The sequence below is a fragment of the Pseudomonas sp. GW821-FHT03E01 genome (genome assembly GCF_059420765.1).
This window is the reverse complement of record NZ_JBWKUI010000004.1, coordinates 168628-193761: the sequence shown is the minus strand read 5'-3', so window position 1 is coordinate 193761 and position 25134 is coordinate 168628. Positions and strand designations below refer to the sequence as shown.

At 60.8% G+C, this 25134-nt stretch carries 29 protein-coding genes; 18 read left to right on the top strand and 11 right to left on the bottom strand.

The window, feature by feature from the left end:
- Positions 1-149 precede the first annotated feature (149 nt).
- Positions 150-1184 (bottom strand): type IV pilus twitching motility protein PilT, encoded by a 1035-nt coding sequence (locus tag AC07VO_RS08710; protein ID WP_064620948.1) that lies wholly within the window; start codon positions 1182-1184, stop codon positions 150-152.
- A 56-nt stretch (positions 1185-1240) separates the two neighbouring features.
- Here AC07VO_RS08710 and AC07VO_RS08705 point away from each other — a divergent pair, with 56 nt between their 5' ends.
- The 10 genes from AC07VO_RS08705 (at position 1241) to AC07VO_RS08660 (ending at position 8129) form a co-directional block, all read left to right on the top strand.
- Positions 1241-1927: a YggS family pyridoxal phosphate-dependent enzyme gene (locus AC07VO_RS08705; RefSeq protein ID WP_018928706.1), complete on the top strand. Its 687-nt coding sequence runs from the start codon at positions 1241-1243 to the stop codon at positions 1925-1927.
- Positions 1928-1961: 34 nt separating this feature from the next.
- The gene (proC, locus tag AC07VO_RS08700) at positions 1962-2780 is read left to right on the top strand and encodes a pyrroline-5-carboxylate reductase (protein ID WP_086944406.1); all 819 of its coding nucleotides are present in this window, start codon (positions 1962-1964) and stop codon (positions 2778-2780) included.
- A 10-nt stretch (positions 2781-2790) separates the two neighbouring features.
- Entirely contained in the window at positions 2791-3381 is a 591-nt protein-coding gene (locus AC07VO_RS08695) for a YggT family protein (protein ID WP_019580613.1), read from the top strand.
- 4 nt (positions 3382-3385) lie between these two features.
- A complete protein-coding gene (locus tag AC07VO_RS08690) occupies positions 3386-3679 on the top strand; it encodes a DUF167 domain-containing protein (protein WP_018928703.1) in 294 nt (97 codons plus the stop codon).
- Between the two features lie 96 nt (positions 3680-3775).
- Positions 3776-4915, top strand: coding sequence for a homoserine O-succinyltransferase MetX (gene metX / locus AC07VO_RS08685; protein WP_018928702.1), 1140 nt, complete (start codon positions 3776-3778; stop codon positions 4913-4915).
- Positions 4916-4922: 7 nt separating this feature from the next.
- The gene (gene metW, locus AC07VO_RS08680; protein WP_007939351.1) at positions 4923-5543 is read left to right on the top strand and encodes a methionine biosynthesis protein MetW; all 621 of its coding nucleotides are present in this window, start codon (positions 4923-4925) and stop codon (positions 5541-5543) included.
- A gap of 26 nt (positions 5544-5569) precedes the next feature.
- Entirely contained in the window at positions 5570-6004 is a 435-nt protein-coding gene (locus AC07VO_RS08675; protein WP_018928701.1) for a DUF4426 domain-containing protein, read from the top strand.
- Positions 6001-6597, top strand: a complete 597-nt coding sequence (gene rdgB, locus AC07VO_RS08670) for an RdgB/HAM1 family non-canonical purine NTP pyrophosphatase (RefSeq protein ID WP_007939349.1) — start codon at positions 6001-6003, stop codon at positions 6595-6597. Before AC07VO_RS08675 ends, rdgB begins: the two co-directional genes overlap by 4 nt.
- Entirely contained in the window at positions 6594-7796 is a 1203-nt protein-coding gene (gene hemW / locus AC07VO_RS08665) for a radical SAM family heme chaperone HemW (protein WP_064620952.1), read from the top strand. The genes rdgB and hemW overlap by 4 nt, the downstream gene beginning before the upstream one ends.
- A gap of 9 nt (positions 7797-7805) precedes the next feature.
- Positions 7806-8129, top strand: coding sequence for a DUF3392 domain-containing protein (locus tag AC07VO_RS08660; RefSeq protein ID WP_018928699.1), 324 nt, complete (start codon positions 7806-7808; stop codon positions 8127-8129).
- A gap of 123 nt (positions 8130-8252) precedes the next feature.
- Here AC07VO_RS08660 and trmB read toward each other — a convergent pair whose 3' ends face one another.
- The 4 genes from trmB to AC07VO_RS08640 all read right to left on the bottom strand — a co-directional run bounded on the left by trmB (position 8253) and on the right by AC07VO_RS08640 (position 10508).
- Positions 8253-8978, bottom strand: a complete 726-nt coding sequence (trmB, locus tag AC07VO_RS08655; RefSeq protein WP_086944405.1) for a tRNA (guanosine(46)-N7)-methyltransferase TrmB — start codon at positions 8976-8978, stop codon at positions 8253-8255.
- Between the two features lie 9 nt (positions 8979-8987).
- Positions 8988-9782, bottom strand: a complete 795-nt coding sequence (locus AC07VO_RS08650; protein ID WP_007939343.1) for a thiazole synthase — start codon at positions 9780-9782, stop codon at positions 8988-8990.
- Between the two features lie 63 nt (positions 9783-9845).
- The gene (gene thiS, locus AC07VO_RS08645; protein ID WP_007897898.1) at positions 9846-10046 is read right to left on the bottom strand and encodes a sulfur carrier protein ThiS; all 201 of its coding nucleotides are present in this window, start codon (positions 10044-10046) and stop codon (positions 9846-9848) included.
- A 90-nt stretch (positions 10047-10136) separates the two neighbouring features.
- Complete coding sequence (locus AC07VO_RS08640; RefSeq protein ID WP_019580607.1) at positions 10137-10508, bottom strand: DUF423 domain-containing protein; 372 nt, start codon at positions 10506-10508, stop codon at positions 10137-10139.
- A 74-nt stretch (positions 10509-10582) separates the two neighbouring features.
- Here AC07VO_RS08640 and mtgA point away from each other — a divergent pair, with 74 nt between their 5' ends.
- On the top strand, positions 10583-11305 hold the full coding sequence (gene mtgA / locus AC07VO_RS08635; RefSeq protein ID WP_086944404.1) for a monofunctional biosynthetic peptidoglycan transglycosylase: 723 nt from the start codon (positions 10583-10585) through the stop codon (positions 11303-11305).
- 99 nt (positions 11306-11404) lie between these two features.
- Here the strand turns inward: mtgA and rpoH are convergent, their stop codons facing one another.
- From rpoH to ftsY, 4 genes are all read right to left on the bottom strand, one after another.
- Entirely contained in the window at positions 11405-12259 is an 855-nt protein-coding gene (rpoH, locus tag AC07VO_RS08630) for an RNA polymerase sigma factor RpoH (protein ID WP_007897890.1), read from the bottom strand.
- Positions 12260-12372: 113 nt separating this feature from the next.
- The gene (gene ftsX / locus AC07VO_RS08625) at positions 12373-13398 is read right to left on the bottom strand and encodes a permease-like cell division protein FtsX (RefSeq protein ID WP_018928695.1); all 1026 of its coding nucleotides are present in this window, start codon (positions 13396-13398) and stop codon (positions 12373-12375) included.
- Positions 13395-14066: a cell division ATP-binding protein FtsE gene (ftsE, locus tag AC07VO_RS08620; RefSeq protein WP_018928694.1), complete on the bottom strand. Its 672-nt coding sequence runs from the start codon at positions 14064-14066 to the stop codon at positions 13395-13397. The genes ftsX and ftsE overlap by 4 nt, the downstream gene beginning before the upstream one ends.
- Positions 14063-15586 carry a signal recognition particle-docking protein FtsY gene (gene ftsY / locus AC07VO_RS08615; RefSeq protein WP_192350802.1) on the bottom strand — a complete coding sequence of 508 codons (1524 nt, stop codon included), beginning with the start codon at positions 15584-15586 and terminating at the stop codon, positions 14063-14065. The genes ftsE and ftsY overlap by 4 nt, the downstream gene beginning before the upstream one ends.
- A 345-nt stretch (positions 15587-15931) precedes the next feature.
- Between ftsY and AC07VO_RS08610 the strand changes: the two genes are divergently transcribed.
- From AC07VO_RS08610 to AC07VO_RS08590, 5 genes are all read left to right on the top strand, one after another.
- On the top strand, positions 15932-17287 hold the full coding sequence (locus AC07VO_RS08610; protein ID WP_018928691.1) for a M16 family metallopeptidase: 1356 nt from the start codon (positions 15932-15934) through the stop codon (positions 17285-17287).
- Positions 17280-18770: a M16 family metallopeptidase gene (locus AC07VO_RS08605; RefSeq protein ID WP_018928690.1), complete on the top strand. Its 1491-nt coding sequence runs from the start codon at positions 17280-17282 to the stop codon at positions 18768-18770. Before AC07VO_RS08610 ends, AC07VO_RS08605 begins: the two co-directional genes overlap by 8 nt.
- Complete coding sequence (gene rsmD, locus AC07VO_RS08600) at positions 18770-19381, top strand: 16S rRNA (guanine(966)-N(2))-methyltransferase RsmD (RefSeq protein WP_018928689.1); 612 nt, start codon at positions 18770-18772, stop codon at positions 19379-19381. Before AC07VO_RS08605 ends, rsmD begins: the two co-directional genes overlap by 1 nt.
- Before the next feature lie 73 nt (positions 19382-19454).
- Positions 19455-20465, top strand: coding sequence for a hydrolase (locus AC07VO_RS08595; RefSeq protein WP_018928688.1), 1011 nt, complete (start codon positions 19455-19457; stop codon positions 20463-20465).
- Between the two features lie 3 nt (positions 20466-20468).
- Positions 20469-21311 (top strand): AraC family transcriptional regulator, encoded by an 843-nt coding sequence (locus AC07VO_RS08590; protein WP_018928687.1) that lies wholly within the window; start codon positions 20469-20471, stop codon positions 21309-21311.
- A 51-nt stretch (positions 21312-21362) separates the two neighbouring features.
- Here AC07VO_RS08590 and AC07VO_RS08585 read toward each other — a convergent pair whose 3' ends face one another.
- Positions 21363-22217: a sulfurtransferase gene (locus AC07VO_RS08585; protein WP_086944402.1), complete on the bottom strand. Its 855-nt coding sequence runs from the start codon at positions 22215-22217 to the stop codon at positions 21363-21365.
- 33 nt (positions 22218-22250) lie between these two features.
- Positions 22251-22922 carry a TetR/AcrR family transcriptional regulator gene (locus tag AC07VO_RS08580; protein WP_018928685.1) on the bottom strand — a complete coding sequence of 224 codons (672 nt, stop codon included), beginning with the start codon at positions 22920-22922 and terminating at the stop codon, positions 22251-22253.
- Between the two features lie 146 nt (positions 22923-23068).
- Between AC07VO_RS08580 and AC07VO_RS08575 the strand changes: the two genes are divergently transcribed.
- Both AC07VO_RS08575 and AC07VO_RS08570 read left to right on the top strand, forming a co-directional pair.
- Complete coding sequence (locus tag AC07VO_RS08575) at positions 23069-24499, top strand: coniferyl aldehyde dehydrogenase (RefSeq protein ID WP_086944401.1); 1431 nt, start codon at positions 23069-23071, stop codon at positions 24497-24499.
- Between the two features lie 28 nt (positions 24500-24527).
- Positions 24528-25073: a twin-arginine translocation pathway signal protein gene (locus AC07VO_RS08570; RefSeq protein ID WP_086944400.1), complete on the top strand. Its 546-nt coding sequence runs from the start codon at positions 24528-24530 to the stop codon at positions 25071-25073.
- Positions 25074-25134: the final 61 nt, after the last annotated feature.

Below are 25134 nucleotides of genomic sequence, written 5' to 3'. Positions count from 1 at the left end.
TGTGGTGAGGGGGCTTGCCCCCGTTGGGCCGCGGAGCGGCCCCAAAACCTGCCACCAAGCGTTACTAGAAAGACCGCATCGCCCGAGTTTGCGACTGCTTCGCAGCCGAACGGGGGCAAGCCCCCTCGCCACAGGTCGCGCTCCAACCCTCAAAAATTATCCGGCGACCGCGCCTTCTCCCGCGCATGCTCGCGACTGATCACACCCTTGGTCACCAGATCCTTCAGGCACATATCCAGCGTCTGCATCCCCAGCGACCCACCGGTCTGAATCGACGAGTACATCTGCGCCACCTTGTCTTCACGGATCAGGTTACGGATCGCCGAGGTGCCGAGCATGATTTCGTGGGCGGCAATCCGCCCGCCGCCGATTTTCTTGATCAGTGCCTGGGACACCACCGCCAGCAACGACTCGGAGAGCATCGAGCGCACCATCGATTTCTCGTCACCCGGAAACACGTCCACCACCCGGTCGATGGTTTTCGCCGCCGAGGTGGTGTGTAGCGTGCCGAATACCAGGTGGCCGGTCTCGGCGGCGGTCAACGCCAGCCGAATAGTCTCCAGGTCACGCATTTCCCCCACCAGAATCACGTCCGGGTCTTCACGCAGGGCCGAGCGCAGGGCCGTGGCGAAGCTGCGGGTATCGCGATGGACTTCACGCTGATTGATCAGGCATTTGCGCGATTCGTGGACGAACTCGATGGGGTCTTCGATGGTGAGGATGTGGTGATGGCGATGGTTGTTCAGGTAATCGATCATCGCCGCCAGCGTGGTGGACTTGCCGGAGCCGGTCGGGCCGGTCACCAGCACCAGGCCCCGGGGCGCTTCGGTAATCTTGCGAAACACGTCCCCCATGCCCAGATCGTCCATGCTCAGGACCTTCGACGGAATGGTCCGGAACACCGCGCCCGCGCCACGATTCTGGTTGAAGGCATTGACCCGGAAACGCGCCACGCCGGGCACTTCGAAGGAAAAGTCGGTTTCAAGATGCTTCTCGAAGTCCACCCGCTGGAGGTCGTTCATGATGTCGTAGATCAGGTCATGCACTTCCTTGTGGTCCAGGGCCGGCAAGTTGATGCGTCGCACATCGCCATCGACACGGATCATCGGTGGCAGACCGGCGGACAGGTGCAGGTCGGACGCGCCTTGTTTGGCGCTGAAAGCCAGCAGCTCAGTGATATCCATAGCGCTCCTCAATTCCAGTAGAATGCCGCGAACCTTCAGACCGCTGGCGCCTCTTGATGTCCACGATAGCAGACAACACTCTTCAGGTTAGTTCACGCATCCAGGCAGCAGCCAAAGCCGCCCACCGCGATGAGAACAGCATCCAGCTATTGGCCGTGAGCAAAACCAAGCCCGCCGAGGCCCTGCGTGAAGCCTATGCCGCCGGGATCCGCGACTTTGGCGAAAACTACCTGCAGGAAGCCTTGGGCAAACAGCTCGAATTGGCCGACCTGCCCTTGATCTGGCACTTCATCGGCCCCATTCAATCGAACAAGACTCGTGCTATCGCCGAGCATTTCGACTGGGTGCACTCCGTGGATCGTTTGAAAATCGCACAACGCCTGTCCGAACAGCGCCCTGCCGATTTGCCGCCCTTGAACATCTGCATCCAGGTCAACGTCAGTGGTGAAGCCAGCAAATCCGGCTGCACCCCGGCCGACCTGCCCGCCCTGGCCGATGCCATCAGTGCGCTGCCGCGTTTGAAATTGCGCGGGCTGATGGCGATTCCCGAGCCGACTGAAGATCGCGCCGCCCAGGACGCCGCTTTTGCTGCCGTGCAGAGCCTGCAAGCCAGCCTGAACCTGCCACTCGACACACTTTCCATGGGCATGAGCCACGACCTCGAGTCGGCCATCGCCCAGGGCGCCACTTGGGTCCGTATCGGTACGGCCCTGTTTGGCGCCCGCGATTACAGTCGACCATGAACATGGCTGACTCACCTCTCTATAAGGACCTGACATGAGCAAGACTCGTATTGCCTTTATCGGAGCCGGCAACATGGCCGCCAGCCTGATCGGCGGCCTGCGCGCCAAAGGTCTGGACGCCGCGCAGATCCGCGCCAGCGATCCGGGCGAAGAAACCCGTACCCGCGTGAAAGCCGAACACGGCATCGAAGTGTTTGCCGACAACGCCCAAGCCATTGAGGGCGTGGACGTGGTCGTGCTGGCGGTCAAGCCACAGGCGATGAAAGCCGTTTGCGAAGCCATTCGCCCAAGCCTCAAGCCGAACCAGCTGGTGGTGTCGATTGCGGCCGGCATCACCTGCGCCAGCATGAACAACTGGCTGGGTGCCCAGCCGATCGTGCGCTGCATGCCCAACACCCCGGCGCTGGTGCGCCAGGGTGTGAGCGGTTTGTACGCCACCGCCCAAGTGAGCGCCGAGCAACGCCAGCAGGCCCAAGAGCTGCTGTCGGCAGTCGGCATCGCTTTGTGGCTGGACGAAGAACAGCAACTGGACGCGGTCACCGCCGTTTCCGGCTCTGGCCCTGCGTATTTCTTCCTGCTGATCGAAGCCATGACCGCCGCTGGCGTGAAGCTCGGCCTGCCACCCGAAATCGCTGCACAACTGACCGTGCAAACCGCGCTGGGCGCTGCACACATGGCAGTCGCCAGTGATGTCGACGCCGCTGAACTGCGTCGCCGCGTGACCTCGCCTGCGGGCACCACCGAAGCGGCGATCAAAGCGTTCCAGGCCGGCGGCTTCGAAGCCCTGGTGGAAAAAGCACTCGGCGCCGCCGCGCACCGCTCGGCCGAGATGGCCGAACAACTGGGCAAATAAGGAGCCTTACATGATTGGATTGAACACTGCGGCGATTTACGTGCTGCAAACCCTCGGCAGTTTGTACCTGCTGATCGTGCTGCTGCGTTTCGTGCTGCAACTGGTGCGCGCAAACTTCTACAACCCGCTGTGCCAGTTCGCCGTGAAAGCCACCCAGCCACTGCTCAAGCCACTGCGCCGGATCATCCCGAGCCTGTTCGGCCTGGACATGTCCTCGCTGGTGTTGGCAATCCTCGTGCAACTGGCGTTGATGGCCCTGACCCTGCTGCTGACCTTCGGCACCACCGGTAACCCGCTGCAATTGCTGATCTGGTCGCTGATCGGCGTAACGGCGCTGTTCCTGAATATCTTCTTCTATGCCCTGATCATCAGCGTGATCCTGTCCTGGGTCGCGCCGGGCAGCCACAACCCCGGCGCCGAGCTGGTGAACCAGATCTGCGAGCCGGCCCTGGCGCCGTTCCGCAAGATTCTGCCAAACCTCGGCGGCCTGGATATCTCGCCGATCCTGGCGTTCATGGTGCTCAAGCTGATCGACATGCTGGTGATCAACAACCTCGCAGCCTTGACCATGATGCCGCAGATCCTGCGCCTGCTGATCTGATCCGGTGAGCTACTTTCGCTGGGACGGTGATGACCTGATTCTGGAATGTCACCTGCAACCTGCGGCCCGCAGCGATGATTTCTGCGGACTGCACGGTGATCGCCTGAAGATCCGTCTGACGGCGCCGCCGGTCGAGGGCAAGGCCAATGCGTACCTGATGGCGTTTCTGGCCAAGGCGTTCGGGGTTTCCAAGAGCCAGGTCAGCCTGATCAGCGGCGAGTTGAACCGGCAGAAGCGAGTGCGGATCTGTTCGCCGAAGAAGCTGCCGGATTTGCCGGATCTGGTGCGCCCGGCCTGACCTCAATGTGGCGAGGGAAAATCAGGCCCGGCCTTTGCTTGCCGCTAGCCACAGCGGTCTTTAGACTTACGCCTCATTTCAATGAGAGCAGGGTCGATGCCAGCTGCCTTCCCCCCCGATTCTGTTGGTCTGGTGACGCCGCAAGTGGCGCACTTCAGTGAACCCCTGGCCCTGGCCTGCGGTCGTTCGCTGCCCGCTTATGACCTGATCTATGAAACCTATGGCACGCTGAACGCCACGGCGAGCAATGCCGTGCTGATCTGCCATGCCTTGTCCGGTCACCATCACGCCGCCGGCTTCCACAGCCCCGACGACCGCAAACCCGGTTGGTGGGACAGCTGCATCGGCCCCGGCAAACCGATCGACACCCGCAAATTCTTCGTGGTCAGCCTGAACAACCTCGGCGGTTGCAACGGCTCCACCGGCCCCAGCAGCGTCAATCCGGAAACCGGCAAGCCGTTTGGCGCCGACTTCCCTGTACTGACCGTGGAAGACTGGGTGCACAGCCAGGCACGCCTTGCCGACCTGCTCGGCATCGGCCAATGGGCGGCGGTGATCGGCGGCAGTCTGGGCGGCATGCAGGCCTTGCAGTGGACCATCACCTATCCGGATCGCGTGCGGCACTGCCTGGCGATCGCCTCGGCACCGAAACTGTCGGCGCAGAACATCGCGTTCAACGAAGTCGCACGCCAGGCGATTCTTACCGACCCGGAGTTCCACGGCGGTTCGTTCCAGGAATACGGGGTAATCCCCAAGCGCGGGCTGATGCTGGCGCGAATGGTCGGGCACATCACATACCTGTCCGATGACTCCATGGGCGAAAAATTCGGCCGCGGTCTGAAGAGCGAAAAGCTCAACTACGACTTCCACAGTGTCGAGTTCCAGGTCGAAAGCTACCTGCGCTATCAAGGCGAGGAGTTTTCCGGACGTTTCGACGCCAACACCTACCTGCTGATGACCAAGGCGCTGGACTACTTCGATCCTGCGGCGAACTTCGACGATGACCTGGCGAAAACCTTCGAAGGCGCGAAAGCCAAGTTCTGCGTGATGTCCTTCACCACCGACTGGCGTTTCTCCCCTGCCCGCTCGCGGGAGCTGGTGGACGCGCTGATGGCGGCCAGGAAAGACGTCTGCTATCTGGAGATCGACGCTCCGCAAGGCCACGATGCCTTCCTGATTCCGATCCCGCGTTACTTGCAGGCCTTCAGCAATTACATGAACCGCATATCGCTTTGAGGAAGACATGAGAGCCGATCTGGAAATCATCCAGGAATGGATCCCCGCCGGCAGCCGCGTGCTCGACCTCGGCTGCGGTGACGGCGAGCTGCTGACCTGGCTGCGTGACCACAAGCAGGTCACCGGCTATGGCCTGGAAAACGACCCGGACAACATTGCCGAGTGCGTCGCCAAAGGCATCAACGTCATCGAGCAGGACCTGGACAAGGGCCTGGGCAACTTTGCCAGCAACAGTTTCGACATCGTGGTCATGACCCAGGCCCTGCAAGCCGTGCATTACCCGGACAAGATCCTCGACGAAATGCTGCGGGTCGGTCGCCAGTGCATCATCACCTTCCCCAACTTTGGCCACTGGCGCTGCCGCTGGTACCTGGCGAGCAAGGGCCGGATGCCGGTTTCGGAGTTTCTGCCGTACACCTGGTACAACACGCCAAACATTCACTTCTGCACCTTCGAAGACTTTGAAGCGCTGTGTCGCGAACGTGAAGCCAAGGTCATTGATCGACTTGCCGTGGATCAACAGCATCGACACGGGTGGGCCAGTAAGCTATGGCCTAATCTGTTAGGTGAGATCGGTATCTATCGCGTCAGCAGCCCCGGTCTGCCGGACCACAAGGTCGCGGTCTGAATCACGACACTTCGAGGAGAACGATCATGGGTCGTCTAGCGCTGTTTGTACTTACTGCCTGCCTGAGCGTCACCGCCATGGCCGCCGACGTCATCAAAAGCGAACGCCAGGAAACATTTGGCGATGTGACAGTGCACTACAACACCTTCAACTCGACTTATCTGACACCGGACATCGCCAAGGCTGCCGAGCTGATCCGCAGCAAGAACCAGGGCGTGATCAACGTGTCGGTGATCAAGGACGGCAAACCGCAAACCGCACAAGTCAGCGGGACGGTCAAAGACCTGACCAGCCAAAGCGTCCCATTGCAGTTCAAACAGATCACCGAAACCGGCGCGGTCTACTACATCGCCCAGTATCCGGTGCCACAGCAGGAAATCCGCACCTTTGAAATCAAGGTGCAGACCGGTGACAAAATCAACACCATCAATTTCAACCAAGAGCTCTTCCCCGGCGAATGATCAATTTCACGCAACTCGTACTGGCCAGCCATAACGCCGGCAAACTCAAGGAACTCCAGGCCATGCTGGGCGAATCGGTGCACTTGCGCTCGATCGGCGAGTTCAGCAGCGTTGAGCCTGAAGAAACCGGCCTGTCGTTCGTCGAAAACGCCATTCTCAAGGCCCGCAATGCCTCGCGTATTTCCGGCCTGCCGGCCTTGGCCGACGATTCGGGGCTGGCGGTGGATTTCCTCGGCGGTGCGCCGGGTATCTATTCGGCCCGTTATGCCGACGGCAAGGGCGATGCGGCGAATAACGCCAAACTGCTCGACGTCATGAAAGACGTGCCACAAGCGGAGCGCGGCGCGCAATTCGTCTGCGTGTTGGCGCTGGTGCGTCATGCCGACGATCCGTTGCCAATCCTCTGCGAAGGCCTGTGGCATGGGCGCATCCTGACCCAGGCCAGCGGTGAGCACGGTTTTGGCTACGATCCGCTGTTCTGGGTGCCAGAACGCGAGTGCTCCAGCGCCGAGCTTAAGCCCAGCGACAAGAACCAGATCAGTCACCGCGCCCGTGCAATGGATCTGCTGCGCCAGCGTCTGGGCTTGAAATGACCATTGAATCGTCCGCGTCGCCGCTGATCTTCGGCGGCGCGCATTCGCCTCGGGCCGCTTTGCCTGTGCTGCCGCCCTTGGCGCTGTACATCCACATCCCGTGGTGTGTACGCAAATGCCCTTATTGCGACTTCAACTCCCACACCGCCAGCCCAGTGCTGCCGGAACAAGAGTATGTGGACGCCCTGCTCTCCGACCTCGATCAGGACCTGCATGCGGTCTATGGCCGCGAACTGAGTTCGATCTTCTTTGGTGGCGGTACGCCGAGCCTGTTCAGCGCCGAGGCGTTGGGCCGTTTGCTCAAGGGTGTCGAGCAACGTATTCCGTTTGCCAGCGACATAGAAATCACCCTGGAAGCCAATCCAGGAACGTTCGAGCAGGAGAAATTCCGCGCCTACCGGGCGCTGGGCATCAATCGCCTGTCGATCGGTATCCAGAGCTTTCAGGAAGAAAAACTCAAGGCGCTGGGGCGGATCCACAACGGCGATGAAGCCGTGCGTGCCGCCGACATGGCGCGCCAGGCTGGCTTCGACAACTTCAATCTGGACCTGATGCACGGTTTGCCCGATCAGACGCTGGACGATGCCCTGAGCGACCTGCGCCAGGCCATCGCCCTGAAGCCGACGCACCTGTCCTGGTATCAGCTGACCCTGGAGCCGAACACGGTGTTCTGGAACCAGCCGCCGACGCTGCCGGAAGATGACGCCCTGTGGGACATTCAAGAGGCCGGCCAGGCGCTGTTGGCCGAGCACGGTTACGCGCAGTACGAAGTCTCGGCCTATGCCCAGCCCGGCCGTCCGGCGCGGCATAACCTCAATTACTGGAGTTTCGGCGACTTCATCGGCATCGGCGCCGGTGCCCACGGCAAGCTCAGCCATCCGGACGGGCGCATCGTACGCACCTGGAAGACTCGCCTGCCGAAGGATTACCTCAATCCGGCCAAAAGCTTCAAGGCTGGCGAGAAAGCGCTGACCAACGAAGAACTGCCGTTCGAGTTCCTGATGAACGCCTTGCGCCTGACCGAGGGCGTCGAAGCGCGGTTGTATACGGAGCGCACCGGGCTGCCCCTGGAAAGCCTTGCCGAAGGCCGCCGAGAGGCCGAACAAAGTGGCTTGTTGCAGGTCGAACCGTCACGTCTGGCAGCCACGATGCGCGGACAACTCTTTCTCAATGACTTGCTGCAGACTTTTCTGACATAAGGAAATCGAATGGATCTGGTACTCGACCTGCTCGCCACCGTGTCCCGCTGGAGCCGTAGCAACCTGTCGGAAATCTCTCTGGCACTGGTGGGCTGCCTGCTCGTGCTGTTTGGCGCCGACCTCAAGGGCTGGGTCGACCAACGCCTGGGCAGCATCGCCGGCGCCTTGCGCATCCCGCTGATGGCCCTGCTGTGCATGGTCGGCAGCGGCGTAGCACTGATCTATGCCACGCCATGGATCATCAAAGGCTTGAGCCAGTTCAACAACTACAGCCTGGCGCCGGTGTTGTTGGTGGTGCTGGTGTTGATCGGGGTTGTGGCAGACCGCCGCTAAGCCGGGCACAACACAAATCCCGTAGGAGCGAGGCTTGCCCGCGAAGAACGATGACACGGTGTATCAGTTACACCGCGGCGTCCCCTTCGCGGGCAAGCCTCGCTCCTACGGATTTCAGGTCGGTCAGTTCTGCTTTTCGAACTTCAGATCCCACACGCCATGCCCAAGACGTTCGCCGCGGCGTTCGAACTTGGTGATCGGGCGTTCGGCCGGGCGCGGGACGCACTTGCCGTCTTCGGCGAGGTTGCGATAGCCCGGAGCGACGTTCATCACTTCCAGCATGTACTCGGCGTACGGCTCCCAGTCGGTGGCCATGTGCAACACACCGCCGACCTTCAACTTGCTGCGCACCAGCTCAGCGAACGATGCCTGAACGATACGACGCTTGTGGTGACGGCTCTTGTGCCACGGATCCGGGAAAAACAGCATCAGGCGGTCGAGGCTGTTGTCGGCGATGCAACGGTTGAGCACTTCGATCGCATCGCAATCGTAGACACGCAGGTTGGTCAGGCCCTGAGTCAGCACGCCATTGAGCAGCGCGCCAACACCCGGACGGTGAACTTCAACGCCAATGAAATCCTGCTCCGGCGAGGCCGCGGCCATTTCCAACAGCGAATGGCCCATGCCGAAACCGATTTCCAGCGAGCGCGGCGCCGAACGGCCGAACACCTGGTCGAAATCCACCGGCGCATCGGCCAGAGGCAGCACGAACAGCGGAGCGCCCTGCTCCAGGCCGCGTTGCTGGCCTTCGGTCATGCGCCCGGCGCGCATCACGAAACTCTTGATGCGGCGGTGTTGGCGCTCTTCGCCTTCTTCCTGCTGGATAGGCGTGTCGTTTGATTCAGTCATCAATGGCTCTTACTTGATCAGACCATCCAGCGGCGAGGAGGCGCTGGCATATAGTTTTTTCGGCATGCGGCCCGCGAGGTAGGCCAGACGACCTGCCACGATGGCGTGTTTCATGGCTTCAGCCATCATGATCGGCTGCTGGGCATGGGCGATGGCCGAGTTCATCAGCACCGCTTCACAGCCCAGCTCCATGGCGATGGTGGCGTCGGAGGCAGTACCGACACCGGCATCCACCAGCACCGGAATTTTCGCCTCTTCGAGGATGATCTGCAGGTTGTACGGGTTGCAGATCCCCAGGCCCGAGCCGATCAGACCAGCCAGCGGCATGACCGCGATACAGCCGATTTCCGCCAGTTGACGGGCAATGATCGGATCATCGCTGGTGTACACCATCACGTCGAAACCTTCCTTGACCAGCACTTCGGCGGCCTTGAGGGTTTCGATCACGTTGGGGAACAGGGTTTTCTGATCCGCCAGCACTTCCAGCTTCACCAGGTTGTGGCCGTCGAGCAGCTCACGGGCCAGGCGGCAGGTGCGCACGGCTTCAATGGCGTCGTAGCAACCGGCAGTGTTCGGCAGGAAGGTGTAGCGATCCGGCGACAGGACTTCGAGCAGGTTCGGTTCGCCCGGGTTCTGGCCGAGGTTGGTCCGGCGCACGGCGAAGGTGACGATCTCGGCACCCGAAGCCTCGATGGCCAAGCGGGTTTCTTCCATGTCACGGTACTTGCCGGTGCCTACCAGCAAACGCGACTGGTAAGTACGACCGGCCAGGACGAAGGGCTTGTCGCTACGAACGATGCTCATGGGAAATCCTCTGTTGGGGTGAGGTTCTTGCACAATGATTCTGTGGCCGCTCGGGCCGGGCGGCTAGCCGCCGCCGATGGCGTGTACCACTTCGACCGAGTCGCCGTCGTTCAGCGTGGTTTCAGCGTGCTGGCTGCGCGGGACGATATCCAGATTGAGCTCGACCGCCACCCGGCGCCCGGTCAGTTCCAGACGGGTCAGCAGGGCCGCAACGGTTTCACCGTCGGGCAGTTCAAGGGATTCGCCGTTCAACTGAATGCGCATGCCGAATGCCGCCATCATTTTTAGGGGCTGGCATTCTAGCCCGATCAGACTTGGCGACCCAAGCCATTCGTCACGAAATGGACTGCGTGGTCAGCTCAGCCGCCAGGCGGCTAGCCCCAGGCAAACCCAGCCGACCAGAAACGCGAGGCCGCCGAACGGTGTAACGATCCCGAGCTTGCTGACGCCGGTCATCGTCAGCAGGTACAGGCTGCCGGAAAACAACACAATGCCGAGAGCAAAAGACGCGCCGGCCCAGGTAATCAGACGACCGGGAATCTGCGTGGCCAGCAATGCAACACCCAGCAACGCCAGGGTATGCACCAGTTGATAAGTGACGCCCGTGTGGAAAATCGCCAAATACTCAGGCGTCAGGCGGTTTTTCAGGCCGTGGGCGGCGAATGCGCCCAAGGCAACGCCGGTGAATCCGAAGAAAGCGGCAAGCATCAGAAAGCCACGCAGCATGAAGAACTCCAGTCAGACTCGATCAGCAGGGTCTGTATAATGGCCGGCTCAACGGGTTCGGCCAAGCCATCTCTATGCTGCAGTTAATTTTCCGTCGTTTCACAAAGGCCCTGCTCTGGTTCGCGGTCGGCAGTGTTTTGCTGGTTCTGCTGTTTCGGGTGGTGCCGCCACCGGGAACGGCATTGATGGTCGAGCGCAAGATCGAATCCTGGGTCGACGGCGAGCCCATCGATCTGCAACGCACCTGGAAACCCTGGGATGAAATCTCCGACGACCTGAAAGTCGCGGTGATTGCCGGTGAAGACCAGAAGTTTGCCGAGCATTGGGGCTTTGATTTCAGCGCGATTCAGGCGGCGTTTGCACATAACGAGCGCGGCGGCTCGATTCGCGGCGCAAGCACCCTGAGCCAGCAAGTGTCGAAAAACCTGTTTCTGTGGTCTGGCCGCAGCTGGCTGCGTAAAGGCCTGGAAGCCTGGTTTACCGGGCTGATCGAAGTGTTCTGGCCCAAGCAGCGGATTCTTGAGGTATACCTTAATAGCGTCGAGTGGGATGAAGGTGTGTTCGGCGCCGAAGCAGCGGCCCGGCATCACTTTGGCGTGGGCGCTGGTTCGCTGTCCCGGCAGCAGGCAAGTTTGTTGGCCGCGGTACTGCCGAACCCGCGGGTGTGGAGTGCCAGCCATCCGACTTCTTACGTTGCAAGGCGGGCGGGGTGGATTCGCCAGCAGATGAATCAGTTGGGCGGGGACAGCTATCTGGTCGGCCTCAACGATTCCCGCCGGGCGCCATGGGCTCAATGACACCGAAGATCCCACAAAGTCGACGCTAAACCGGAAATTGGGCAGAAACAAAAACGCCCCGATCAATGATCGGGGCGTTTTTTATTGCCGTTGCCGCAGTTACGCAGCGATCGACAACTTGAGCTTGTTCATCGCGCTCTTCTCGAGCTGACGAATACGCTCGGCCGACACGTTGTACTTCTGCGCCAGGTCGTGCAGCGTGGCTTTTTCTTCTGCCAGCCAGCGCTGATAGAGAATGTCGCGGCTGCGGTCGTCCAGCACTTCAAGCGCTTCGTGCAGGTTGTGGTTGGAGTTGTCGCTCCAGTCGGCATCTTCCAGTTGACGGGCCGGATCGTACCGGTGGTCTTCCAGGTAGTTGGCCGGCGATTGGAAGGCACTGTCGTCGTCCGCTTCCGCGGCCGGGTCGAAGGCCATGTCATGGCCGGTCAGGCGACTTTCCATCTCGCGCACTTCCCGCGGCTCTACGCCGAGGCTTTCCGCCACACGGTGGACTTCCTCGTTGTTCAGCCAGGCCAGACGTTTCTTCTGGCTGCGCAGGTTGAAGAACAGCTTGCGCTGAGCCTTGGTGGTCGCGACTTTGACGATCCGCCAGTTGCGCAGGATGAACTCGTGGATTTCCGCCTTGATCCAGTGCACCGCAAAGGACACCAGGCGCACACCCATTTCCGGGTTGAAACGCTTGACCGCTTTCATCAGGCCGACGTTGCCTTCCTGGATCAGGTCAGCCTGGGCCAGGCCGTAACCGGAATAGCTACGGGCAATGTGTACGACAAAACGCAGGTGGGCGAGCACCATCTGCCGAGCCGCCCCCAAATCCTGCTCATAATAGAGACTCTCGGCCAGTTCACGCTCCTGCTCCGGCGTCAGCAATGGAATGCTGTTCACCGTGTGCACATAGGCCTCCAGGTTCGCACCCGGGACCAGAGCATATGCAGGTTGCAAAGAATTGGTCATACGAAAAAACCTCCGACTTACATAACTCGTGCAGTTCAGCACTGCGAAAATTGACCGGAAACCAAAAAACAAGTTCCCATAAACGCTGAAAGGTCAATACGAGCAAAATGATATTACTTTGGCGCAAGCTCCCGCAGGTGGCGTGCGACTGCAATCCATGCACCGATATACCCCAACAGCACCGCGCCAAGCAAGAGCGACAGACCGTCGGCAACTGGCACTCCGGCCAGCGCAAAATCACTGCCGTACAAACCGGCCAGTCCAACCACCGCGTCGTTCAGCCAGTTCAGGCCGAACGCCAATACGCCCCAGGAAAGAATCCCCGCACCGAAGCCATATAGCGCGCCCATGTACAGAAAGGGCCTGCGCACATAACTGTCCGTGCCGCCGACGAGTTTAATCACTTCTATCTCTGTGCGGCGGTTTTCAATATGAAGACGAATGGTATTGCCTATCACCAAAAGTAATGCAGAAACCAAAAGCACGGTCAGACCGAAGACAAAACGGTCGCCCAGCTTGAGAATGGCCGCCAGACGCTCGACCCAGACTAGATCAAGTTGCGCCTGTTGTACCTTCGGCAACTCGGAAAGTTTTTGTCGTAATGCTTCAAGCGCAGGCTTGTCGACCTCTTTCGGAGTCACCAGGACCACGCCCGGGAGCGGGTTTTCCGGCAGTTCCTTAAGGGCTTCGCCCAGACCGGACTGCTGCTGGAATTCTTCCAGCGCCTGATCGCGACCCACGTATTCGGCATCCGCTACGCCCGGCATGCCTTTGATCTGCTCACGCAACGACTCACCCTCGGCAGGGCTGGCCTCAAGTTGCAGATACAGGGAAATCTGCGCCGCACGCTGCCAGGAGCCACCGAGACGCTCGACGTTATTCAGCAAAAGTGACAGACCCATCGGCAAGCTCAGGGCCACCGCCATCACCATGCAGGTGAAGAAGCTGCCGATCGGGTGCTTGCCCAAGCGACGCAAGCTGTCCAGCAAACTGGCGCGATGACTTTCGATCCAGGCGCGGAACAGCGTGGCGAAATCCGGGCCATCGTCATCGTCGCGTTTTTTCTTCTGCTGTGGTTGCGGGTCGGCGGCCTTCGGGGCCACACGCTCGGAAACCTTGGGGCTACGTGTCGCACTCATACGCCAGCCTCCCCGTCGCCGATCAATCGGCCACGCTGCAGGGTCAGCATGCGATGACGCATGCGGGCAATCAGCGCCAGGTCGTGACTGGCGATCAGCACGCTGGTGCCCAGACGGTTGATGTCTTCGAACACGCCCATGATTTCTGCCGCCAGACGCGGGTCGAGGTTACCGGTCGGTTCATCCGCCAGCAGCAAGGCCGGGCGGTGAACGATGGCGCGAGCGATGCCGACGCGCTGTTGCTGGCCGGTAGACAGGTCGCCAGGGTAGAGATCGGTTTTGTCCGAGAGCGCCACGCGCTCCAGGGCCGAGTCCACGCGCTTGACGACCTCGGCCTTGGACAGGCCAAGGATCTGCAACGGCAACGCGACGTTATTGAACACCGTGCGATCGAACAGCAACTGGTGGTTCTGGAACACCACGCCGATCTGTCGGCGCAGGAACGGAATCTGCGCATTGCTGATGGTGCTCAGGTCTTGCCCGGCCAGCAGCAATTTGCCGGTGGTCGGACGCTCCATGGCCAGCAACAGCCGCAACAAGGTGCTTTTACCGGCGCCGGAATGGCCGGTGACAAACAAGAATTCGCCCCGACGGACTCGAAAGCTCAGCTCATGCAAGCCGACGTGACCGTTCGGGTAGCGTTTACCGACCTGTTCGAAACGAATCATGAACGCTCCCGCTCGGCAAACAATGCCTGGACAAAGGGTTCTGCTTCAAAAGTACGCAAATCGTCGATGCCTTCACCAACGCCGATGTAACGGATCGGCAAGCCAAACTGCTTGGCCAGGGCGAAAATCACCCCACCCTTGGCCGTGCCGTCGAGTTTGGTCAGCGCCAGGCCGGTCAATTCGACGGTCTGGTTGAATTGCTTGGCCTGGTTGATGGCGTTCTGGCCGGTACCGGCGTCGAGCACCAACAGCACCTCATGAGGCGCGTCGGCATCGAGCTTGCCGATCACCCGGCGAACCTTCTTCAACTCTTCCATCAAATTGTCTTTGGTGTGCAGGCGACCGGCGGTGTCGGCGATCAACACATCAATGCCACGGGCCTTGGCGGCCTGCACAGCGTCGAAAATTACCGAAGCCGAGTCGGCGCCGGTGTGCTGGGCGATCACCGGAATCTTGTTGCGCTCGCCCCAGACCTGCAGTTGCTCGACCGCTGCGGCGCGGAAGGTGTCACCGGCGGCGAGCATGACTTTCTTACCTTCCAGTTGCAGCTTCTTCGCCAGCTTGCCGATGGTGGTGGTTTTGCCGGCACCGTTGACGCCGACCACCAGAATCACGAACGGCTTGTTCTGCGAGGTGATTTTCAGCGGCTGCTCGACCGGTTTGAGCATCGCTGCCAATTCGGCTTGCAGGGATTTGTACAGCGCGTCGGCATCGGCCAGCTCCTTGCGGGCGACTTTCTGAGTCAGGCGCTGAATGATCACCGACGTCGCTTCGACGCCGACATCGGCGGTCAGCAGACGGGTTTCGATGTCTTCGAGCAGTTCGTCATCAATGGTTTTCTTGCCGAGGAACAGGCTGGCCATGCCCTCGCCAATGCTGGCACTGGTCTTGGACAGGCCTTGCTTGAGACGGGCGAAGAAACCGGCTTTGGTCTCTTCGGTACGCACAGGCTCGACTGGAGTTTCGAGGGGCGCAACCGGTGTGGCGGCAACAGGAGCGATGACGGGTGCAGGCGCTGGAGCAACCGGAGCAACCGGAGCAACCGGAGCAACAAATGCTGGCACTGCCGGCTCTGGAACCACTGGAGCAGGTTCGGCCACGAACACGGGCGCAACGGCTGCCGGTGCAACGACTGCCGGCTCAACCACTGGCGCCCGAACCGGCTCCGGCGCAAACGCAGTCGGGGCCGGAATCGGTGGCGTGATGTGCGGCGCTTGCTCATCTTCAACCAACGCCACCGGCTCTTCCGCTACCGGCAAAGTCAGCCACGGCGTGGCAACTGGCGTCAGCGGCAATGGGGCCGCGACTTCGGTTTCAGGTACGAGCGCGGCCGCAGGTTGCAGCACCGGCTCGGCAATCGGCGCAGGCTTTTGCTCTATAACCGGTGCCGGGGTTGGCTCAGAAAGTGGCTGTGGCTGTTCGACAACGGGTTCCTGCGGCTTTTTGCGCAGCCATCCGAACAGGCTTTTCTTCTCACCAGCCGCAGCTGGGGTCTTCTTGTCGTCGTTGGAACCAAACATGGAGGACGGCTATCTCACGGTAGCGACGCGCCAAAAGGCGCCTCGGCAAATAAATAATTCGATGCTGAACAGACTGCGATTCATCCAGCTTGTTCACGCGCAACATTTTGTCGAGGAGCCAACGGCGCCTCAAAGGTCGACTAATACGAAGGACTGGAACGGCATCGTCGGCGAAAACGCAGAGTTTAGCTGACAAACTCAAAGCTTCTGCCGGTAACCCATACAACCTGCAAGCCGATCAAAGGCTTGATAGGCGTGGCCGCCAGTAAAACGGATCAGTATCCTAGCACCCTCTCGCCCGCCGACGCTAAGACCAAGCGGGCAGCCCAACAGGTTTAAAAACGAATGAATGCTCTAGCCCGCCGCGCTGCAGGCCTGCTGCTCAGCACAGTTTGTCTGCCCCTCTCGGCCCTGGCTGCCGATCCACAACCGACCCACGAATTCACCCTCGACAACGGCCTGAAGGTTGTCGTGCGCGAAGACCATCGTGCGCCGGTCGTCGTTTCCCAGATCTGGTACAAGGTCGGCTCCAGCTACGAGACCCCGGGCCAGACCGGGTTGTCCCACGCACTGGAACACATGATGTTCAAGGGCAGCGAGAAAGTCGGCCCCGGCGAAGCCTCGCTGATCCTGCGTGACCTCGGCGCCGAGGAGAACGCCTTCACCAGCGACGACTTCACCGCGTATTACCAGGTGCTGGCCCGCGACCGTCTGGGCGTGGCCTTCGAACTGGAAGCCGACCGCATGGCCAACCTGCGCCTGCCGGCCGACGAGTTCACCCGCGAAATCGAGGTGATCAAAGAAGAGCGTCGCCTGCGCACCGACGACAAGCCGATGTCCAAGGCCTACGAACGTTTCATGGCCATGGCCTACCCCGCCAGCGGTTACCACACGCCGACCATCGGCTGGATGGCCGACCTCGACCGCATGAAAGTCGAAGAACTGCGCCATTGGTACCAGTCCTGGTATGTGCCGAACAACGCCACTCTGGTGGTGGTCGGCGATGTGACCCCGGACGAAGTCAAAACCCTGGCCCAGCGTTACTTCGGCCCGATCGCCAAGCGCGACGTGCCACCGGCGAAAATCCCGCTGGAGCTGGCTGAGCCCGGCGAACGCAAGATCACCCTGCATGTGCAGACCCAATTGCCGAGCCTGATGCTGGCCTTCAACGTGCCGAGCATTGCCACCGCCGAAGACAAACGCTCGGTGAACGCCCTGCGCTTGATTTCCGCCCTGCTTGACGGCGGCTACAGCGGCCGCATCCCGACGCAACTGGAACGCGGCGAAGAGCTGGTGTCCGGCGGGTCGTCGAGCTACGACGCCTATACCCGTGGCGACAGCCTGTTCACCTTGTCGGCTTCGCCGAACACCCAGAAAAATAAAACCATGGCCCAGGCCGAAGCCGGCCTGTGGAAACTGCTCGAACAACTGAAAACCACCGCGCCATCCGCTGAAGAACTGGAGCGGGTACGAGCGCAGGTCATTGCCGGCCTGGTTTTTGAGCGTGACTCGATCACCAGCCAGGCCACCGCCATCGGTCAGTTGGAAACCGTCGGCCTGTCCTGGAAACTGATGGACACCGAACTCGCCGACCTGGAAAGCGTGACCCCGCAAGATATCCAGAAGGCCGCCAAGCTGTATTTCACCCGCGAACGTCTCAGCGTCGCCCATGTACTGCCACAGGAGACGACTCATGAGTGAGCGTAAAAAGTCGCGTCTGGCCCTGATCGGCCTGATCGCTGTTGCACTGATCGGGTCTGCCGCCTTCTATCTGTCAAAACCCGACGAGTCCAACGCCAGCGAAGCCCTCGACAAGGCCAAGTCCAGCCAAAAGCTGCAATCGCTGGCCGAACTCGACGGCAAGGCCCCAAGCCATCGCTCGCTGAACGTGCAGACCTGGAATACCGCCGAAGGCGCCAAGGTATTGTTCGTTGAAGCCCGTGAACTGCCGATGTTCGACATGCGCCTGATCTTCGCCGCCGGCAGCAGCCAGGACGGTGATGCACCCGGCCTGGCATTGCTGACCAACGCCATGCTCAACGAAGGTGTGGCCGGCAAAGATGTCGGCGCCATCGCTCAGGGCTTCGAAGGATTGGGCGCCGACTTCAGCAACGGCGCGTACAAGGACATGGCGCTTGCCTCCCTGCGCAGCCTCAGTGCCGTGGACAAGCGCGAGCCTGCCTTGAAGCTGTTCGCTGAAGTCGTCGGCAAGCCGACCTTCCCCGCCGACTCGTTTGCGCGCATCAAGAACCAGATGCTCGCCGGCTTCGAATACCAGAAACAGAACCCCGGCAAACTCGCCAGCCTGGAGCTGATGAACCGTTTGTACGGCGATCATCCGTACGCACACTCCAGCGACGGCACAGCCAAGAGTATTCCCCCGATTACCCTGGCGCAGTTGCGAGCCTTCCATCAGAAAGCCTACGCCGCCGGCAACGTGGTGATTGCGCTGGTAGGCGACCTGTCGCGTGCCGAGGCAGAGGCAGTTGCCGCACAAGTGTCCGCCGACCTGCCCAAAGGCCCGGCCCTGGCGAAAATCGAACAACCGACCGACCCCAAGCCCAGCATCGGCCACATTGAGTTTCCGTCCAAACAGACCAACCTGATGATCGCGCAACTGGGTATCGACCGTGACGATCCGGATTACGCAGCGCTGTCCATGGGCAACCAGATTCTTGGCGGCGGCGGTTTCGGCACCCGGCTGATGAGCGAAGTGCGCGAGAAGCGTGGCTTGTCGTATGGCGTGTATTCGGGTTTCAGCCCGATGCAGGCTCGCGGCCCGTTCATGATCAACCTGCAAACCCGCGCCGAAATGAGCGAAGGCACCCTGAAACTGGTGCAGGATGTGCTCGCCGACTACCTTAAGACCGGCCCCACCGAGAAAGAACTCGACGACGCCAAGCGTGAACTGGCCGGCAGCTTCCCGCTGTCCACCGCCAGCAACGCCGATATCGTCGGTCAGCTCGGCGCCATGGGCTTTTACAACTTGCCGCTGAGCTACCTGGAAGACTTCATGCAACAGTCCCAGAGCCTGACCGTCGAGCAAGTCAAAGCCGCACTGAACAAACACCTGAGCACGGATAAACTGGTCATCGTCAGCGCTGGCCCGACCGTGCCACAAAAGCCGTTGCCGGCCCCTACTGACAAACCTGCCGAGCAGCCGCTCGGGGTTCCGGAGCATTAATGGCCACTCGCCCAAAAAAACCTGTCCATAACGTGCATAACGGTGTGAACCAACTGCGCATCATCGGTGGCGAATGGCGCAGCCGAAAGCTGAGCTTCCCGGATGCTCCGGGCCTGCGCCCGACGCCGGACCGGGTGCGGGAAACCCTGTTCAACTGGCTCGCGCCTTACGTCGCCGGGGCCAAGGTACTCGATCCGTTTGCCGGCAGCGGCGCGCTGTTCCTGGAAGCCTTGTCCCGTGGCGCCGCCATGGGCCAGGCGCTGGACGCCAGCAACATCGCGGTGTCCAGCCTGAAAGAACATCTGGGCACCCTGCGCTGCACCAACGGCCAGGTACAGACTGCCGACGCCTTGCGCTATCTGGAAACCCAACCGGCCACGGCGTTCGACCTGGTATTCCTCGACCCGCCGTTCAATCAGAATCTGTTGCCTGTGGTTTGCACTCTGCTCGAAGAACGTCATTGGCTGGCCGACGATGCGTGGGTCTACACTGAAAGCGAAAGCGCACCGTCGATATTGGGTTTGCCAGAAAATTGGCGCCTGCATCGGGAGCAAAAATCGGGACGTGTGTACTACGCGTTGTGGCAACGTATGGCAGGGATCGCCGGCTAGTCCGGCCTGAGAAAACGGTGCGAAGCTCAGTCAGCTAACGCTGCGGGTACGCGCCGCAGCATCGAGAGCAATCGTGTCCCATCTGCCAGAACGTTTCACCCCTGCCTTCACGCCCGCCTACGGCCTGGGTAATCCGCACTTACAAACCTTGTGGGGACCGCTATGGCGCAAAACCACACATATCGAGCGTGAGCGCGAGCGATTGTGGCTTGAAGATGGCGATTTCCTTGACCTGGACTGGCACGGCCCACACAGCGCGAATGCACCGTTGGTGCTGGTATTGCACGGCCTGACCGGCTCGTCGAATTCGCCTTATGTGGCCGGCATGCAGAAAGCGTTGGGTGCCCAGGGTTGGGCCAGCGTCGCGTTGAACTGGCGAGGCTGCTCCGGCGAGCCCAATCTGTTGCCGCGCAGCTACCATTCCGGGGCCAGTGAAGACTTGGCCGAAACCATCAGGCACCTGCGCACCCAACGCCCCCTCGCGCCGCTGTATGCGGTCGGTTATTCCATGGGCGGTAACGTGTTGCTCAAGCATCTGGGTGAAACCGGCAGCAACAGCGGTGTACTCGGTGCGGTGGCAGTGTCGGTGCCGTTTCGCCTCGATCACTGTGCCGATCGTATCAGCCAGGGTTTTTCCCAGTTCTACCAAGCGCATTTCATGCGAGAGATGGTCGCCTACATCAAGAACAAGCAACGCAGATTCCAGCATGAGGGACATGAGGATGGCCTGGCGGCATTGGAGGCGCTGGGCTCTTTGGAGAACTTGCGTACCTTCTGGGATTTCGACGGCCGGGTCACCGCACCGCTCAATGGTTTCGCCGATGCCGCGGATTACTATCGTCGCGCTTCGAGTCGTTATTTCCTTGGAGAGATTCGCACGCCGACCCTGATTATCCAGGCGGCTGACGATCCGTTTGTGTTTCCGCATAGCCTGCCGCAAGCCGACGAATTGTCCGCCAGCACTCAATTCGAGCTGCAGGCCAAGGGCGGGCATGTCGGTTTCGTCGAGGGTTCGTTCAGGCAACCGGGTTACTACCTGGAACGGCGCATTCCCCAATGGCTGGCCGCCACAGGACGCAAGTAACCAGTGGAAGTCGATCAGGGCGAGTCGATCCACTTCTGGCAAACGGCACCGCTGGCCGGGGTCGAGTTGTTGTCTGCGCGCTACATCGAACACCGTTTCGCCCCGCATGTGCATGACGGCTATGTGATCGGCATGATCATGGCCGGCGCCCAGCGTTATCGCTATCGCGGTGCCGAGCATCTGGCGGGCAGCGGCACGCTGGTGCTGATCAATCCGGACGAACTGCACACCGGCCACAAAGGTACGGAAGACGGTTGGTTGTACCGGGCGTTTTATCCCGACAGCGGGCAAATTCTCTCGCTGCTGGAAGAGCTTGAACTGCCGAGCGACACCTTGCCGGTGTTTGGCGCCACGCTGTACCGCGACCCGGATCTGGTGAGGGGGTTCTGCCAACTGCATCGACTGCTGGAAAGTCCGTCCACGGCCCTGCAGCAGCAAACGGTCTGGCGGGAAATGATGTTGTCGCTGTTGCAACGCCACGCAGCTGTCCCGATCGCCGGCAAACCCGGCAAGGAACACCGCGCGGTGACCTTGGCCAAAGAACGGCTGCAATCGCAATTGGCGGCGCCGCCCTCGCTGGAAGAACTGGCGGCGACGGTGAACCTGTCCCCTTTCCACTTCGCCCGGGTGTTCCGCCGCACCACCGGCATGCCGCCGCACGCCTGGCTGATGCAGCAGCGTATCGCTCGGGCACGGGCGTTGTTACAGGACGGCTGTCTGCCGCTGGAAGTCGCGACGCAACTGGGTTTTGCCGACCAAAGTCATCTGAGTCGGCAATTCAAGCAGGTTTATGGCGTTGGACCGGGAGCGTATCGCAGCGCGCGGCAATTGCCCGACCATAGATGACAACGAAGATCCAAATGTGGGAGCAGGCCCGCTCCCACATCTGCTCTGCGCTTACTCGCCGGTGGCGACGCCTCGTGCAGGGTCGTTGATCCACTCACTCCACGAACCGGCATACAACGCCCCCAATGGATAACCCGCCAGGCACAGGGCGAACAGGTTGTGGCAGGCCGTCACGCCGGAACCGCAATACGCGACCAGCTCCGTCGGCGAACGATCACCGAGCTTCGCGGCAAACCGCTGCTTGAGCTGATCGGCGGGCAGAAAACGTCCGTCGCTGCCCAGGTTTTCGGTGAACGCGGCGCATTGTGCGCCGGGAATGTGCCCGGCAATCGGATCGATCGGTTCCACTTCGCCCTTGAAGCGCGGCAGGGCGCGGGCGTCGAGCAAGGTCAACGCGGGCTGGCCGAGACGTTTCTGGAGCTGTTTGGCGCTGAGCACCAGCGAAGCATCCGGCGTCCCGGTGAAGGTGCCGCGATTGATCGACGGCGGATCAAGACTCAGGGGTAATCCGGCGGCATGCCAGGCTTTCAGCCCGCCATCGAGAATGAACACACCGTCGCGCTTGCCCAGCCAGGCCAGCAACCACCAGGCCCGCGCCGCGTAGGCGCCTGGACCGTCATCGTACAAAACCACTTCGCTGTCGGCATTGATGCCCCAGGCTTGCAGGCGCTCGATCAGCTTTTCGGGTTCAGGCAACGGATGACGCCCGGTAACCCCCTTGACCACCGCCCCGCTCAGATCACGCTCGAGATCGGCAAAACTCGACCCGGCAATATGCCCTTCGGCATAACTGCGCTGACCATAATCCGGGTCTTCGAGGGCAAAACGACAATCCAGAATCACCAGCCCCGGGGTCTCCTTTTTCAGGTCCAACGCTTGCGGGCTGATCAGTTGCGCAATGGGCATAACGGGCTCCTGTGATGTTGTCAGTCTTGAATCCTAATGCACTTCTTCCAGCGCCTGGGCCAGTGGCACGTAAAATTCGTCGAACAGCGCATTTACCGCGTCGCGCGATTGATCGGTGACGAACCCGGCCTCAAGCACCAACACCTGATACACGCCGCGCTTAATAGCCTGTTCGCTCAAGTGGTTGGAGTTTTCCCGCGTGGTGCACAGAAACCGCACCCACGACGTGAGGATGATCCAGGCGTTCAGCGTCAGGGACTCGATCTGAACCTTATCCATGTTCAGGATGCCAGCGGCGACGAACCCTTCGTAAATGGCGGTGCCCTGGATCAGGCAGCGCTGGGAAAAGCGCCGGTAACGGGCGGCCAGCTCGGGATCGCTGTCGAGCAAGTGCTCGAGGTCGCGATGCAAAAAACGGTAACGCCACATGGCGGCGAGCAATTCCTTGAGGTAGAAGCGCTTGTCTTCGACCGTCGCGGCGCGGCCCTGGGGTGGGCGCAGGAAGCTGTCCACCAGGCTTTCGTACTCACTGAACAGCACAGCGATGATCGCCTGCTTGTTGGGGAAGTGGTAGTACAGGTTGCCCGGAGAAATCTCCATGTGGGCAGCAATGTGGTTGGTGCTGATGCTGCGCTCGCCCTGCTGATTGAACAGCTCCAGGCTGTTCTGCACGATGCGCTCGCTGGTTTTGATCCGAGGGGCCATGGCTTGAGCTTTAATTCAGAGTGCGGTGACGGGCATCTTACGACCTATCCGCGGGTGGATAAAACAAAGCTGCGTCAGGATGTCATTTGACTTTTTAGAGTACTGACTCTAAAAATCCCCTCATTACAATAAATCCGGAGCCGACCATGCCTGCTGACATCGCCTACCTGAAGAACTTGCAGCAGCCTCTGGACGAGCTCCAAACCCTGTTCGATGCTCAACGCGCTGCGTATACAGGCAACCCGATGCCGCCGGCAGCTCAGCGCCAACAATGGCTAAAGGCATTGCGGGACCTGTTGAGCAATGAGCGCCAGGCCTTGATCGACGCCATCAGCCAGGATTTCAGCCACCGCAGCGCCGACGAAACCTTGCTCGCCGAATTGATGCCCAGTCTGCATGGTATTCACTACGCCAGCCAACACCTCAAAAGCTGGATGAAGGCCTCGCGGCGTAAAGTCGGCATCGCCTTTCAACCCGCCTCGGCCAAAGTCGTTTATCAACCGCTGGGCGTAGTCGGGGTGATCGTGCCGTGGAACTACCCGTTGTATCTGGCCATCGGGCCACTGGTGGGGGCGCTGTCGGCGGGTAACCGGGTGATGCTCAAACTCAGCGAATCGACCCCCGCCACCGGTTTGCTGCTCAAGGAATTGCTGGGGCGGATATTCCCTCAAGACCTGGTCTGCGTGGTGCTCGGCGAGGCCGACATCGGCGTGGCGTTCTCCCGGTTGCGCTTCGATCACCTGCTGTTCACCGGCGCCACCAGCATCGGCAAACACGTGATGCGCGCAGCCGCCGAGAACCTGACTCCAGTGACCCTCGAACTGGGCGGCAAGTCCCCGGCCATCGTTTCCCGCGATGTGCCGCTCAAGGATGCCGCCGAACGCATCGCTTTCGGCAAGACCCTCAACGCCGGGCAAACCTGTGTCGCCCCGGACTACGTGCTGGTGCCGGAAGACCGCGTCGGCTCCTTCGTCGAAGCCTATCGCCAGGCAATTCGCGGGTTTTATCCGACCCTGTCCGACAATCCGGACTACACCGCCATCATCAATGACCGACAACTGGCGCGGCTCAACGGTTACCTCAGCGACGCTACCAGCAAGGGCGCGCTGCTGATTCCGCTGTTCGATCAGGGCCAGGGCCGGCGCATGGGTCATAGCCTGCTGCTCAACGTCAGCGACGACATGACGGTGATGCAGGACGAAATTTTCGGCCCGCTGTTGCCGATCGTCCCCTACAAGGATCTCGATGAAGCATTTGCCTACATCAACCAACGGCCTCGTCCGCTGGCGCTGTATTACTTCGGCTACGACAAGCGCGAGCAAAACCGCGTTCTCCACGAAACCCATTCCGGCGGCGTATGCCTCAATGACACCTTGCTGCACGTTGCCCAGGACGACATGCCGTTCGGCGGCATCGGCGCCTCGGGCATGGGCCACTACCACGGCCATGAGGGTTTCCTGACCTTCAGCAAGGCCAAGGGCGTGCTGATCAAACAGCGCTTCAACGCGGCGAAGCTGATCTATCCGCCGTACGGCAAATCCATTCAGAAACTGATCCAGAAGCTGTTTATCCGCTAACGATCAACACCGCCGGGTAATAACAATAATGAGCCCAAGCCTGTCCGACACACCCGCGCTGTCACGGCGCGGCCTGCTTAAATTCAGCCTGGGCGCCAGCGCCTTTCTGGCCACAGCCGGATTCGGCGCGAGCCTCAGCGGCTGCTCGTCGAGCACGGCGGCCAGCGGTTTCGCGACTCTGCGCAGCGGTGACCTGTTGTTTCTGCGGGCACTGATCCCGGTGATGCTCGACGGAGCCTTGGCCGTCGAGAAAATGCCGGCCGCCGTCGAAGGCACCCTCAAAAGCCTGGATTACAGCCTCGATCACCTGTCGCCGGAAATGCTCAAGCTGACCCGACAATTGTTCGATGCGCTGGGGATGAGCATCACCCGCGGCCCACTGACCGGGATCTGGGGCAGCTGGGAAAACGCCAGCAGCGAAGCCATCCGACATTTTCTCGACCGTTGGGAAAACAGCTCGTTGAGCCTGCTGCGCATGGGCCATAGCTCGTTGCTGCAAATGGTGATGATGGCGTGGTACAGCCGGGCGGAGTCTTGGGCGCATTGTGGGTATCCGGGGCCGCCTACGGTCTGAAACCGTGGCGTCCCTTTCGCGGGCAAGCCGCCTCACCATCGCACCCAAAACATAACAACAA

Bases quoted from the DNA above. Each gene is read 5' to 3' on its own strand.
- AC07VO_RS08570 (WP_086944400.1), top strand. From the start codon at position 24,528: ATGAGCCCAAGCCTGTCCGACACACCCGCGCTGTCACGGCGCGGCCTG.
- proC (WP_086944406.1), top strand. From the start codon at position 1,962: ATGAGCAAGACTCGTATTGCCTTTATCGGAGCCGGCAACATGGCCGCC.
- AC07VO_RS08675 (WP_018928701.1), top strand. From the start codon at position 5,570: ATGGGTCGTCTAGCGCTGTTTGTACTTACTGCCTGCCTGAGCGTCACC.
- rdgB (WP_007939349.1), top strand. From the start codon at position 6,001: ATGATCAATTTCACGCAACTCGTACTGGCCAGCCATAACGCCGGCAAA.
- AC07VO_RS08605 (WP_018928690.1), top strand. From the start codon at position 17,280: ATGAGTGAGCGTAAAAAGTCGCGTCTGGCCCTGATCGGCCTGATCGCT.
- AC07VO_RS08575 (WP_086944401.1), top strand. From the start codon at position 23,069: ATGCCTGCTGACATCGCCTACCTGAAGAACTTGCAGCAGCCTCTGGAC.
- AC07VO_RS08640 (WP_019580607.1), bottom strand. From the start codon at position 10,508: ATGCTGCGTGGCTTTCTGATGCTTGCCGCTTTCTTCGGATTCACCGGC.
- rpoH (WP_007897890.1), bottom strand. From the start codon at position 12,259: ATGACCAATTCTTTGCAACCTGCATATGCTCTGGTCCCGGGTGCGAAC.
- ftsE (WP_018928694.1), bottom strand. From the start codon at position 14,066: ATGATTCGTTTCGAACAGGTCGGTAAACGCTACCCGAACGGTCACGTC.
- metX (WP_018928702.1), top strand. From the start codon at position 3,776: ATGCCAGCTGCCTTCCCCCCCGATTCTGTTGGTCTGGTGACGCCGCAA.
- mtgA (WP_086944404.1), top strand. From the start codon at position 10,583: ATGCTGCAGTTAATTTTCCGTCGTTTCACAAAGGCCCTGCTCTGGTTC.
- hemW (WP_064620952.1), top strand. From the start codon at position 6,594: ATGACCATTGAATCGTCCGCGTCGCCGCTGATCTTCGGCGGCGCGCAT.
- thiS (WP_007897898.1), bottom strand. From the start codon at position 10,046: ATGCGCATTCAGTTGAACGGCGAATCCCTTGAACTGCCCGACGGTGAA.
- rsmD (WP_018928689.1), top strand. From the start codon at position 18,770: ATGGCCACTCGCCCAAAAAAACCTGTCCATAACGTGCATAACGGTGTG.
- AC07VO_RS08650 (WP_007939343.1), bottom strand. From the start codon at position 9,782: ATGAGCATCGTTCGTAGCGACAAGCCCTTCGTCCTGGCCGGTCGTACT.
- AC07VO_RS08660 (WP_018928699.1), top strand. From the start codon at position 7,806: ATGGATCTGGTACTCGACCTGCTCGCCACCGTGTCCCGCTGGAGCCGT.
- ftsY (WP_192350802.1), bottom strand. From the start codon at position 15,586: ATGTTTGGTTCCAACGACGACAAGAAGACCCCAGCTGCGGCTGGTGAG.
- trmB (WP_086944405.1), bottom strand. From the start codon at position 8,978: ATGACTGAATCAAACGACACGCCTATCCAGCAGGAAGAAGGCGAAGAG.
- AC07VO_RS08695 (WP_019580613.1), top strand. From the start codon at position 2,791: ATGATTGGATTGAACACTGCGGCGATTTACGTGCTGCAAACCCTCGGC.
- AC07VO_RS08585 (WP_086944402.1), bottom strand. From the start codon at position 22,217: ATGCCCATTGCGCAACTGATCAGCCCGCAAGCGTTGGACCTGAAAAAG.
- metW (WP_007939351.1), top strand. From the start codon at position 4,923: ATGAGAGCCGATCTGGAAATCATCCAGGAATGGATCCCCGCCGGCAGC.
- AC07VO_RS08705 (WP_018928706.1), top strand. From the start codon at position 1,241: ATGTCCACGATAGCAGACAACACTCTTCAGGTTAGTTCACGCATCCAG.
- AC07VO_RS08580 (WP_018928685.1), bottom strand. From the start codon at position 22,922: ATGGCCCCTCGGATCAAAACCAGCGAGCGCATCGTGCAGAACAGCCTG.
- AC07VO_RS08710 (WP_064620948.1), bottom strand. From the start codon at position 1,184: ATGGATATCACTGAGCTGCTGGCTTTCAGCGCCAAACAAGGCGCGTCC.
- AC07VO_RS08610 (WP_018928691.1), top strand. From the start codon at position 15,932: ATGAATGCTCTAGCCCGCCGCGCTGCAGGCCTGCTGCTCAGCACAGTT.
- ftsX (WP_018928695.1), bottom strand. From the start codon at position 13,398: ATGAGTGCGACACGTAGCCCCAAGGTTTCCGAGCGTGTGGCCCCGAAG.